Annotated in this window: 10 protein-coding genes and 1 rRNA gene; 2 read left to right on the forward strand and 9 right to left on the reverse strand. The window is 67.0% G+C overall.

Features of this window, described 5'->3' with window-relative positions; genetic code table 11:
* From ACHFFZ_RS00630 to ACHFFZ_RS00660, 7 genes are all read right to left on the reverse strand, one after another.
* Positions 1-667 (reverse strand): 16S ribosomal RNA (locus ACHFFZ_RS00630); the annotation flags it as partial.
* A gap of 614 nt (positions 668-1,281) precedes the next feature.
* Positions 1,282-2,469, reverse strand: a complete 1,188-nt coding sequence (locus ACHFFZ_RS00635) for a phosphatase domain-containing protein (protein ID WP_394274730.1) — start codon at positions 2,467-2,469, stop codon at positions 1,282-1,284.
* Positions 2,453-3,451 carry a diacylglycerol/lipid kinase family protein gene (locus ACHFFZ_RS00640; protein ID WP_394274731.1) on the reverse strand — a complete coding sequence of 333 codons (999 nt, stop codon included), beginning with the start codon at positions 3,449-3,451 and terminating at the stop codon, positions 2,453-2,455. Before ACHFFZ_RS00640 ends, ACHFFZ_RS00635 begins: the two co-directional genes overlap by 17 nt.
* A gap of 7 nt (positions 3,452-3,458) precedes the next feature.
* The gene (locus tag ACHFFZ_RS00645; protein WP_394274732.1) at positions 3,459-4,436 is read right to left on the reverse strand and encodes a hypothetical protein; all 978 of its coding nucleotides are present in this window, start codon (positions 4,434-4,436) and stop codon (positions 3,459-3,461) included.
* 134 nt (positions 4,437-4,570) lie between these two features.
* Positions 4,571-5,971, reverse strand: coding sequence for a dihydrolipoyl dehydrogenase (lpdA, locus tag ACHFFZ_RS00650; RefSeq protein WP_394274733.1), 1,401 nt, complete (start codon positions 5,969-5,971; stop codon positions 4,571-4,573).
* Positions 5,972-5,999: 28 nt separating this feature from the next.
* Positions 6,000-6,536 (reverse strand): hypothetical protein, encoded by a 537-nt coding sequence (locus tag ACHFFZ_RS00655; protein WP_394274734.1) that lies wholly within the window; start codon positions 6,534-6,536, stop codon positions 6,000-6,002.
* A 132-nt stretch (positions 6,537-6,668) separates the two neighbouring features.
* Entirely contained in the window at positions 6,669-8,183 is a 1,515-nt protein-coding gene (locus ACHFFZ_RS00660) for an alkaline phosphatase (protein WP_394274735.1), read from the reverse strand.
* A gap of 209 nt (positions 8,184-8,392) precedes the next feature.
* Between ACHFFZ_RS00660 and ACHFFZ_RS00665 the strand changes: the two genes are divergently transcribed.
* The gene (locus ACHFFZ_RS00665) at positions 8,393-9,922 is read left to right on the forward strand and encodes a helix-turn-helix domain-containing protein (RefSeq protein ID WP_394274736.1); all 1,530 of its coding nucleotides are present in this window, start codon (positions 8,393-8,395) and stop codon (positions 9,920-9,922) included.
* 34 nt (positions 9,923-9,956) lie between these two features.
* Here ACHFFZ_RS00665 and ACHFFZ_RS00670 read toward each other — a convergent pair whose 3' ends face one another.
* Together ACHFFZ_RS00670 and pdxY are read right to left on the reverse strand one after the other, a co-directional pair.
* The gene (locus ACHFFZ_RS00670; protein ID WP_394274737.1) at positions 9,957-10,484 is read right to left on the reverse strand and encodes a 2'-5' RNA ligase family protein; all 528 of its coding nucleotides are present in this window, start codon (positions 10,482-10,484) and stop codon (positions 9,957-9,959) included.
* Between the two features lie 56 nt (positions 10,485-10,540).
* Positions 10,541-11,392, reverse strand: coding sequence for a pyridoxal kinase PdxY (gene pdxY, locus ACHFFZ_RS00675; protein ID WP_394274738.1), 852 nt, complete (start codon positions 11,390-11,392; stop codon positions 10,541-10,543).
* A gap of 139 nt (positions 11,393-11,531) precedes the next feature.
* Here pdxY and ACHFFZ_RS00680 point away from each other — a divergent pair.
* Positions 11,532-11,890, forward strand: a 359-nt coding sequence (locus ACHFFZ_RS00680; protein ID WP_394274739.1) for a PGPGW domain-containing protein, incomplete at its 3' end; no start/stop codon positions are given.

Raw genomic sequence — 11,890 nt, forward strand, 5'->3', positions numbered from 1 at the left:
CCACTCGCTCCACCAGGAATTCCGTTCTCCCCTAACTTCCTCTAGTCGACCCGTATCGAAAGCAGGCTCAGAGTTAAGCCCTGAGTTTTCACTTTCGACGTGACCAACCGCCTACAAGCTCTTTACGCCCAATAATTCCGGACAACGCTCGCACCCTACGTATCACCGCGGCTGCTGGCACGTAGTTGGCCGGTGCTTCTTCTGTAGGTACCGTCACGTTAGCTTCGTCCCTACTGAAAGCGGTTTACAACCCGAAGGCCGTCATCCCGCACGCGGCGTTGCTGCATCAGGCTTGCGCCCATTGTGCAATATTCCCCACTGCTGCCTCCCGTAGGAGTTTGGGCCGTATCTCAGTCCCAATGTGGCCGGTCGCCCTCTCAGGCCGGCTACCCGTCGAAGCCTTGGTGAGCCACTACCTCACCAACAAGCTGATAGGCCGCGAGTCCATCCATGACCGCCGGAGCTTTCCAACCCCCACCATGCGGTAGGGGCTCATATCCGGTATTAGCAACCGTTTCCGGCTGTTATCCCAGAGTCAAGGGCAGGTTACTCACGTGTTACTCACCCGTTCGCCACTCGTGTACCCCGAAGGGCCTTACCGTTCGACTTGCATGTGTTAAGCACGCCGCCAGCGTTCGTCCTGAGCCAGGATCAAACTCTCCGTTGAAAAATATCGACACCCACCCACAGGCAGGAACATCGTCTACATCAACAAGTTCGACACTGACAAAGAAACCAAAAAACTGGCTTCCATCAATATTTCACTCAAAGAAACCATAACCACCTCAACCCCACCCCAAAAGGCAGGACATCAATGGCCACGGGTAAAACATTTGGCATTGACTTTAGACACGCTGTTGAGTTCTCAAGAATCGGGTGCGACCCGCACATCCATCCCGAAGGACATCCGCTTGGGGCAACTCGTGAAACTTTATCTGCTTTCCATTCAGCGGTCAAACCGCGATTTCCAGCAGATTGCCTCGAATTCATCCAACAATGCTGGACTCCTTCGCTGCTGTTGCCGTTGGCAACTCGTTGAACTTTAGTTCATCTCGCTCCGTGGAGCAAATCCGCGATTCGAGACTCACCGGGCACCACTAACTCCGCCGATTGCCCGGCCGGAAGGTGTGGTGGTGTCGTTCGCTCTTGGCGATTTCGACCTGAAGAACTCTAGCAGAGCCTCGAGGCCAGTTCAACCCGGTGTCTCCAGGTCCACACGACACCCGTGCAGCAGGAGCGAAGAGCCACACTACACGCGTTGGGCGCCCCTCCACCCGCGTCTCAGTTGCCTGACAGCGCCTTCTCGTCACGCTCGAAGAGCTCCACGGCCCGCTGACGCTGGTCGTCGTCATCCCACTCGATCGTTCCGAGTGCCTCGCGGGCTTCCTTGACCACCTCGGCCAGACCGCTCTCGGAGATCAGCCCCAGCTCCTTCGCCTTGCCGGCTGCCCCGACATAGGTGTCGTGGAACCAGATGTGGTGCTGGGCATGCGCGTCCCTCTCCTGCTGCCCGGTGCCGACCACGTCGTGGATGAAGACCGCGTCCATCCGGTCGGGGTAGAGATCCCACAACTTCTCCCCCACCAGCACGTCGCCCTGTCCCGAGTCACCCATGAAGGTCATGCGGTATTCCGGGTAGAGCTGGATGTAGTGGCTGACGTTCTCCACCTTCTTGCCAGCCATGGCGTCCTTGCTCACCAGGGCGAAGAGGCTCCCCGACATCACCGACAGGTCGGCAACGCCGGCCTGCTTGAGGCTGGCGCGGGAGTGGTTCTCCAGCAGACCCCAGAAGTCCATCGGGCGTGCGGTCACGAAGGTGATGTCCCCCAGGCTCGCCGGGTCGTCGTCGGGCCCACGGTCCAGCGCCTCCAGGAAGGCCAGCGCGCCGGGGTAGACGGTGCCGCGCGGATAGCGCTTGTCGTGCAGCTTGCAGAAGATCGTGTCGTCGATGTCCGACAGGATCTTGGCCTCCGGCAGCTTCTCGGCCTGGTGCTGGATGTGGTCCAGGATGCGCTGCCGGACGTCCTCGTGGTCGATGTCGATGAAGACAAGGCCCTCGAGGTCGTGCTGGTCGTCGCGCAGGTTGATGATGTTCTTGAGGTGGGTGAGCTCCGATCCCGTCACGGCACAGACGAGGTCCGCGATCACCTCCTCGCGGTGATGACTGGTCCGTCCCGTCTGGAGCGCATAGATGAGGTTGGCCCGGGCGTGCAGGTCCAGCTCGTGGGCGCGTCGCACGGCGAGCAGCTCGACGAGCGCGTCCTGGTTGTCAGGACCCGCCAGGTAGTTGTCCACCGCCCCCAGGAGCCGGTCGGCGCGCTCGTCGGTCAGCAGGTCGTTGAGCTGGTCGGCGTCCATCGCCTCGACCAACTGCAGGATCCTTGCCTCGTCGTCCTGACGGGTGCGGTGCTGGAGGATCTCGTCGACGAGTTCGACCTCGATGCTCGACGGCTCACTGAGCTTGGTCATGGCTGTCCTTCCTGGTACGGGCCTGCGGGATCTGCGGGTCACGACGGCTGAGCACACGTCGTGGAGGTTGGGGGGCGCGCACGGCCAGTGCTGCAGGCGACAGGTCGACCCGCATCCTGCGTGCGGGTCCGTGCACGTCGCCGTCCACCTGGACCAAGGTTGCGTCGTCGAGCAACAGCTCGGCCCATGCGACGCGCCTGCGATGGATCGCCCGTCCGCCCAGGCGTCGGTGGACCAGCGAGGCCGCCACCTGCACCCACCGGTGCAGGGCGGGGGCGCTGACCGCCAGCAAGGACAGTCCCCCGTCATCGAGCCGCGCATCGGGGAAGACCTTGAGTCCTGAGGGGATGCTGCTGGCGTTGCCCAGCAGCAGGCTCCAGTACTTGCCCTGCTCGGCCGGGCCGCCGTCTGCGCTGACGGTCATGGTGATCGGCCCGTCCCACAGGTGCCTGATCCCGGCCTCGAGGTAGGCCGGCCAGCCGAGGGTCTTCTTGAGTCCTGGGGACAGCTGGTCGATGGTGTCCGCGTCGTGGCCGACGCCGGCCATGACGAGGAAGGGCTGTGGGTGGTCGTCCCCGTCCAGGTGCACCTGGCCCAGGTCGATGGTGCGAGTGTTCCCGTGCACCGCGACCTCGACAGCCTGCGCGATCCGGTGGGGTCGCAGTCCCAGGTTGCGGGCGAAGATGTTGGCCGTGCCGAGCGGGAGGACCGCCAGGGATACGCCGGTGCCGGCCAGTTCGCCTGCGACGGTGCGGACCGTTCCGTCTCCCCCGCCGACGATGACGAGGTCGGCTCCCTCCGCCAGGGCCTGGCGGGTCATGGCGGCGCCGAAGTCGTGCGGGGTGGTGGGGATCTCGCGGATGGGCGGCCACTGGGCGGTCCGCGCCTGCTGCTGCAGCAGTGCCCGGGCACGGTCGTGACCCGATGCGGTCGGGTTGGCGACCAGCACCGGGTGCACCGGCGGAGTGCTCTTCTGACTCATTCGAACATCATTCGAACAGGATGTATTCGGGGGTCGGCTTGAGGGCCATCACCTCGGCCGGCGTCATCAGCCGGCCACCGGTCTCGACGTCCTCGGAGTAGAAGAGCTTGAAACCGGGGTGGACGTGCTTGGGAAGGCTTGCCACCACGCGCTTCCAGGTGTCGGTCTTGGCACCCGGGGAGCCGATCCCGTCGACGGACTTGATCATGACCACGCCCTTGTGGACCTTGAGCGTGGACTCGCCGCTGACCACGCCGGGGTTGAGCTGGTGGTAGAGCATGACCTTCTCGGGGAGGCGGTGCCTGGCGACCAGCGCGGCCAGCCAGGTGGCGCACTCGTTGAGTTCTGCCGCAGTGACGTGGCCGAAGGTGCGCATCGGCACCTCGTCGGGGCCCATACGCCACTCGGGGTCCAGTGCCAGGCCCACCTCGGGGTGGCGCAGCCACTTCTCGTAGGCCTTGACCTCGTCGGGGAAGTTGGCCCGTCCGGGCTGGATGTTGAGCAGCAGCATCGCCTTGTGGCGGCGGGCGCAGGCCAGCCACTCCTCGATGACCTCGTCGTCGATGCGCGAGCGGTACATCCCGTCCTTGCCGGGGCTGCCGTGCACGGTGGTGGCGATGAGTTCCAGGATGGGCATGATGGTGCGGCCCTTGGCATAGGGCGCGGCGCGCTTCTCCATCTCGACGACGCGCTCGTCGAGGTCCCCGATGCCCAGGCGGCCCTGGCCTGGGGCGCCCGGGGCTCCGGAGTAGCCGAACAGGCGGTACTTGGGGAAGATCGTGCGTCCCCCGCGGGGCAGGGTCGGCGGGGGCGTCGGTGTGGGAGTCGGTGTGGGAGTCGGGGTCGCGCTCGCGGGGGCGGAGCTCGTGCTGCCGGGAGTGCTGCCGGTCTGGTTGCTGCATCCGGTGACGCCGAGCCCAAGACCGGCCAGGCCAGCCCCGAGCAGCAGGCGTCGGGTGGGGTGGGGAAGGTGGTTGTGCTGCATGCCTTGCAAGCTAGCCCATTCGCACGGGTGGGCGCCCTGCCCGCCACGCGTGGTTCACGCATGGCGAAGAGGGCCCCGCGAGCTGGTGCTTGCGGGGCCCGCTGATTTCGTCCAGGAGTGCGCCTGGCGTGGGATCAGAAGTTGATCATGTGGCCGACGACGCCCTCGGCGGCCTCCTTCATGGCCTCCGACAGGGTCGGGTGGGCGTGCACGGTGCGGCCGATCTCATCGGCGCGCAGGTCGTACTGCTGGGCCAGGACGAACTGCGGCAGCAGCTCGGTGACCTCGGGGCCGATCATGTGGGCGCCGAGGATCTCGTTGGTCTTGGCGTCGGCGACGAGCTTGACGAAGCCGACGGCCTCGCCCAGGCCCCAGGCCTTGCCGTTGGCGGTGAAGGGGAACTTGCCGACCTTGACCTCGTAGCCCTTGTCCTTGGCCTGCTGCTCCGAGTAGCCCATGGAACCGATCTGCGGCTGGCAGTAGGTGGCGCGCGGGATGAAGTCGTAGTTGACCGGGAAGGTCTCGGCGCCGGCGATGGTCTCGGCGGCGACGACGCCCTGGGCCTCGGCCACGTGGGCGAGCATCATCTTGCCGGTGCAGTCGCCGATGGCGTAGATGCCGTCGACATTGGTGCGCATGAAGTCGTCGATGGCGATGGCGCCGCGGTCGGTGAGCTGGACACCGGTCTTGTCGAGGCCGAAGCCCTCGGTGCGCGGGGCGAAGCCCATGGCCTGGAGGAACTTGTCGGCCTCGAGCACCTTCTCGTCGCCACCCTTGGCGGGGGCGACGGTGACCTTGACGCCGGAGCCGGTGTCCTCGACGCCCTTGACGGCGGTGCCGGTGAGGACCTTGATGCCGAGCTTCTTGTAGGCCTTCTGCAGTTCGGCGGAGACGTCCTTGTCCTCGGCGGGCACCTGGCGGTCCAGGAACTCGACGATGGTGACGTCGACGCCATAGCTGTTGAGCACGTAGGCGAACTCGGTGCCGATGGCGCCCGAGCCGCCGATGATGATGCTCTTGGGCAGGTTGTCGGCGAGGATCTGCTCCTTGTAGGTCACCACGTTCTGGCTCAGCTCGGTGCCGGGCAGCAGCTTGGTGGTGGCGCCGACGGCGATGATGCAGGAGTCGAAGGTGACGTCCTCGGTGGAGCCGTCCTCCTTGGCGACGCTGATGGTCTTCGCGTCGGTGAAGGTGCCCCAGCCGGAGAACTCCTGGATCTTGTTCTTCTTCATGAGGAAGTGGATGCCGTTGACCATGCGGTCGCTGACCTGGCGGGAACGGCTGAAGGCCTTGCCGTAGTCGGCGGTCACGTCACCGGACAGGCCGAACTTGTCGGCCTCGCGGGTGACCAGGTTCACGACCTCGGCATTGCGCAGGAGCGACTTGGTGGGGATGCAGCCCACGTTGAGGCAGACACCGCCCCAGTACTCCTTCTCGATGATGGCAACCTTCTTGCCCAGCTGGGCGGCGCGAATGGCGGCCACGTACCCACCGGGGCCCGCGCCAAGGACGACGACGTCAAAGTGAGAGCTCATGGAAACCACTGTAGGGCACCCGGTGAGCTCACTCGTTCACCAGGACGGGGACAGCCACCGTGGCCGAGCGGGCGCGTCCACGCAGCCCCTCGGGAACGGCGATCGTGAACTCCTCGGTGGGTTGGACGCTGCTGGCCGGGGCCGCCGGCGTCTCCTGCCCGGCCCCATGGTCGTGGGCGCCGTCGAGGTGGTGGGTGAAGCGGGCGGTGCCGAGCAGTCGCCCGTCGGCGTCGTGGAAGCCGGCGAGCACCTGGAGCTCCAGCAGCTCGGAGACGTCGCTGGTGATTGTCACGCGACCGGAGACCTGGTGGCCGTCGAAGGCGAGCCGGTCCAGGGTGAGGCGGTCGTCGAAGGGGCCGTGGACCTGGACCACGTGTCCCGGTGGCGGGCTGGCCGTCGCCATGGCAGGGACAGTCGGGTCTCCGCTGGGGGCGGCCAGGCCGGGCAGGGAGCTGGCGATCGCCTGGGCAGGGTCGGGCGCATCCGTGGTGCCGCACCCGGCCAGGGCCAGGCAGCAGATGACGGCGGGAATGGCGAGGAAGTGGCGGATGGTGCGTGCGGTCATGGGTTCTCCGGCGGGCCAGCGCGATGTGCGTCGCCCAGCGCTGGTGGTGGATCGGCGTGTGGGAAACGGTTGGCGGCCGGGCGCGCGTGGTCGGCATGGACTGGGCGCCCGGCAGCCAGGGGTGGGGTTCGGTCAGCGGACGACGCCGAGGGCCTGGCCGACGATGCCGAACAGGTCGGTGTTCTCGATCGAGCCAGAGACCTTGGACGATCCGGGGCCGTAGCCGTAGACGGGGACGTCGGCGCCGGTGTGGTTGCCCGAGAGGTAGCTCAGCCACAGGCTGGCCTCGGGGGTGCCGTCGGCGACACCGGCGGCGTCATCGGGGGTGCGGAAGGTGGCGGGGCCGAAGTTGGCCGCATCGTCCTTGCCGGCGCCGTTGATGATGCCGCTGGAGCGCTTGGGGTCGAGTGCACTGCCCTTGGCCCGGCTGGGGACGGAGTTGTTGGCCGGGTTGCCGGAGTCAACATTGGCCGGCGGGGTGGCGGCCTCGGCGTTGGTGTAGGTGCCCTTCTCGATGATGTTGAAACCGGCGCACTCGTGGTCGGCGGTCACGATCACCAGGGTGTGCTTGTCGCGCTTGGCGAAGTCGAGGGCCACGCGCACGGCCTCGTCGAAGGCCTTGGTCTCCTCCAGCGTCTGGGCGGCGTCATTGGCGTGCGAACGCTTGTCGATCAGGGCACCCTCCACCTGGAGGTAGAAGCCCTTCTTACCCTTCTTGCTGTCGAGCAGCTCAATCGACTTGCGGGTCATCTCCGCGACGGTGGGCTCCTTGGCCCCGGGGGCGGTGGGGTTCTCGCGCTTGGACTTCTCGATGGTCAGGTTGCCCTTGTTGTACAGGGCGAAGACCTTCTTCTGGGGGCCGCGGCGCGAGGTCTTCACGCGGTTCATGTCGGCCTCGGTGGCCACGCGCTGGGCGGCCGGGGAGCCGAGAACGGTGTAGCCGTTGTCCTTGAGGGCCTTCTCGTCGGCGGCGTCGAAGCGCGACAGGCCGCCGCCCATGATGACATCAGCAGTGTTGTTGCGGGCGATCTGGTCTGCGACCGGGGTGACCCGCAGGTCGGTGGTGGGCAGCTCGGTGCCGGTCACCTCGGTGTTCTGGCAGGCCTTGGCGGAGTATTCGGGGCCCTGGCAGCCGCGCATGAGCACGTGGCTCATCTGGCCGGCCGGGGTGGCGTCGGTGATCTCGGCGGTGGAGACATTGCCGGTGCGGTAGCCGGCCTTCTTGGCCAGCTCCATCACCGTGGCGTGGGACTTGCCCTTGCCGTCGACGGCCAGGGCGGCGTTGTAGGTCTTCTGGCCGGTGGTCCATGCGGTGGCGGCCGAGGCGGAGTCGGTGACGTAGTTGGGCACGAAGTCCGGCTCGCCGGGCTGGCCCGAGTTGGGCTCGATGGAATAGGTGCGGTTCTGCCCGACATGGGGCATGGTCTCCATCACCAGCTTGCCGTCGGCGCCGTAGTAGCGCTCGCGGGCGGCGGTCACGTGGGTGCGGCCCATGCCGTCGCCCAACAGGTAGATGACATTGCGGATCTCGCGCTGGTCACTTCCGCGTTGGGCATTGTGCTGTGCTGTGGCGACGCCTGCTGTGGCGCTGGCGCCAAGGGTTGCCACGGCGACGGCGGCCGCGGCGAGACGAAAGGTACGAGACATGCTGCTTCCTCAGGGGGGATGCGCGGCGACGGGTGCGTCGCGTCGCCTCGACGCTAGTGAGGCCAACCCCGCCAGTACGACGCCGTGTCGCTGACGTTCGCATGAACAGTGGGTATCCGGCGGCGGGACTGGGCACCTCCGTCGACTCGGCAGGAAACTCCGGGTAACGCGCGATTGAATTATCTCAGTTGTGAGTTATCCTGACTGGTGTGACTGAGACGACTCCCGCATCCATCGGCAGACTGATCCGCGACGCGCGCAAGCAGCGCGGCCTGACGCAACACCAGCTGGCCGACGTGCTGAACACCTCCCAGAGCGCAGTGCACCGCATCGAGGCCGGCAACCAGAACCTGAGCCTCGACATGATCAACCGCATCGCCGAGGCCCTCGAGTCCCCGCTGATCACGCCGGCGACCACCGGGACGATGAACTTTCGTGTCCAGGGCGGCGGCGCCCTGTCGGGCTCGATCGACGTGCGCTCCAGCAAGAATGCGGCCGTCGCGCTGCTGTGCGGCAGCCTGATCAACCGGGGCAAGACAGTCCTGCGCGGGATAGCCCGCATCGAGGAGGTCAACCGGCTGCTCGAAGTGCTCACCAGCATCGGCGTGGAGGCCACCTGGAATGACGAGCACACCGACCTGACGCTGCGCCGCCCGGCCGACCTCGACCTGGCCGCGATGGACGTGACCGCGGCTCGTCGCACCCGCAGCATCATCATGTTCATGGGACCGCTGCTGCGCCAGCACCCGAGCTTCCAGCTGCCCTATGCCGGAGGCTGCAACCTGGGCGCGCGCACCATCGAGCCCCACCTGCAGGTGCTACGACCCTTCGGGCTCGAGGTGGAGGCCACCGAGGGCTACTACCAGGCCGACGTGGACACCGCCAGCGTCAAGCAGGTGCGCCACATCACGCTCACCGAACGCGGTGACACTGTCACCGAGAATGCGCTGCTGGCCGCCGCCCAGACCCCGGGCCTGACGGTGCTGCGCAATGCCTCGCCCAACTACATGGTCCAGGACCTGTGCGTCTTCCTGCAGATGCTCGGCGTCCAGATCGACGGCATCGGCACCACCACGCTCAAGGTCACGGGCGTGGAGCACATCGACGTCGACGTCGAGTACGACATCAGCGAGGACCCGATCGAGGCGATGAGCCTGCTGACCGCGGCGATCGTCACCGACAGCGAGCTGACCGTGCAGCGCTGCCCCATCGAGTTCCTGGAGATCGAGCTGGCGATCCTGGAGGAGATGGGCCTGAAGTACACGATGAGCGAGGAGTACCCCAGCCGCAACCAGTTCACCCGATTGGTGGACATCACGGTGCACCCGTGCCAGCTGAAGGCGCCGCAGGACAAGATCCACCCGCTGCCCTTCCCCGGCCTCAACATCGACAACCTGCCCTTCTTCGCGGTCATCGCCGCCCAGGCCGAGGGCCAGTCGCTGATCCACGACTGGGTCTACGAGAACCGGGCCATCCACCTGCTGGAGCTGAACAAACTGGGCGCCAACGTGCAGCTGCTCGATCCGCACCGCCTGATCGTGGCCGGGCCCACCCGCTGGCGTGGACGTGACCTCGTGTGCCCGCCGGCCCTGCGTCCTGCCGTCTGCCTGCTGCTGGCTGCACTGGCCGCCCGCGGCGAGACGGTCCTGCGCGATGTCTACGTGATCAACCGCGGCTATGAGGATCTGCCGATGCGCCTGAACAAGCTGGGCGCCCACATCGAGGTCTTCCACGAGTGATGCGTCCGGCCTGGACCTTCGTCATGGCGAAGGTTCAGGTCGACAGCCACCACCGGTGGCAGAGCCGGGTGTTGCCCGACTCGTACCAGACGAGGTCGACGGCCTCGATCCTGGACGAGCAGGGCAGCACCCGGCTCGTCCATTCCCGGACACTGGCAAGACTGACTCCGGGACCGAGCGCGTCGAGGGTCAGGTGGGGCACCGGGCGGTGGAGACCGCCGTAGGGCACCACATCCGGGAAGAGCGTGCACATCCTTGCCGTCAGCGCGCGCAGGGCATCCTCGGGTTCGGGGCGGCTGTGCACCAGGCCGTTGGGGAAGAGCTCGGCTGTGCCCAAGGTGACCTCGAAAGGTGCCGTCCCGAACAGGCCTTCGGCGACCAGCGCCAGGTCGGGCAGGCTGGCGAAGGGAGCCAGCACGGTGATGTGGGCATGGACGAAGTCCGCGTCGGCCACATCGCTGGTCCCGAGGAAGCCCGGGTCGTAGTGGGCGGTGCGGGAGCGCACGAAGTCCTCGAGCGCCGGCACCGGGAGCTGCAGCACTGCATGTCCGGGGTACTGCATCGTGGTCCTTTCCGCTGCCCCGCGAGCCGGCCCAGACCGCGGCCGCGGATGCTGACTCAGACCGGCACCGCCCGGAAGGTGTGCTGCGGTGTGGTGAAGCAGTCCTGGCTGGAGACCAGGGCGAGCTCCTCACGGCCGGAGTCCGCGGTGGCACGCAGCAGCGAGTAGACGATCGAGGCCGTGGCGGACAGCGCCTGCTGGGCCGATCCGGTGCGCAGCAGGTGGGCGAGGAAGCAGGCCGTGGTGACATCACCCGACCCGGTGAAGGCGCGCTCGATCATCGGCGTCTCCACCTTCCACGCCCCGTCGGCGGTGACTGCGACCATGCGCATCACGTCCTGGCTGCTGCCCGGGTCGGTGACCGAGGTCACCAGGACCGTCTGCGGTCCACGGGCGCGCACGTCGTGGGCGGCCGCGACCACGTCGTCCAGTCCCGAGGTCTCCCGTCCGGCCAGGAACTCGAGCTCGAACAGGTTCGGGGTGAGCACGTCGGCCTGGGGCAGCACCTGGTCGCGCATGAACTCCGGGATGCCGGGCAGGCAGTAGAAGCCGCGACCGACGTCGCCCATCACCGGGTCGCAGCAGTAGATGGCCGCAGGGTTGCGGCGCTTGACCAGCTCGGCGGTCTCGAGGATCACCGCACCCACGTCCGGTCCGCCCTGGTAGCCGGTGAGCAGCGCATCGACCTGGTCCACCACTTGCCTGTCGTCGATGCCGTGGACCACCTCGCGCACCTGGTCTGCCGGGATCAGGGGTCCGCGCCAGTCGCCGTAACCGGTGTGGTTGCTGAAGTTGACCGTCAGTACGGGCCACACTTCCACGCCCATGCGCTGCAGGGGGAAGACGGCGGCCGAATTGCCCGCATGCCCGTAGGCGACGGCTGACTGGATGGAGAGGATGGTGGTCACCGGTGTGATTCTGCCACCTGCGGCCCCTCGACTCCTGCTGGCGGCACACTCCTGGAGGACTGTTCTGCCCCTGTGGGGGCAGACCGGCTCCACCCTCGGGCCGTTGGGAGGGGGTCGTCGGCTCTGGCAAGCTTGCCCCATGCAGGAATCGACCACCACCGAGCCGGCGCGCCGGTTGCGCCCGGCCCATGAGTGGCCGAGGGAACGCTGGGCCTGGCGTGGGCGTGTGCGGGCCAATCCGGTCGCCTACTTCTGGTACCGGCTGGGCGTCGCCCTCGTCGGTGGGTTGATGATGCTCGGTGCCATGCTGACCGGATGGCTTCCCGGGCCGGGCGGGATCCCCCTGTTCATGCTGGGACTGCTCGTGCTGTCCAGCGAGTTCGTCTGGGCGCATGGAGTGATGCTGTGGTTCCGGCGCCAGTTCGAGCGCTTCGCGGCCCTGCCGACCGGGACCAAGCGCTGGCTGACCCTCGCCACGGTGCTGGCCGTGCTGGCCAC

This window comes from Luteococcus sp. (assembly GCF_043424415.1).
Lineage (GTDB): Bacteria > Actinomycetota > Actinomycetes > Propionibacteriales > Propionibacteriaceae > Luteococcus.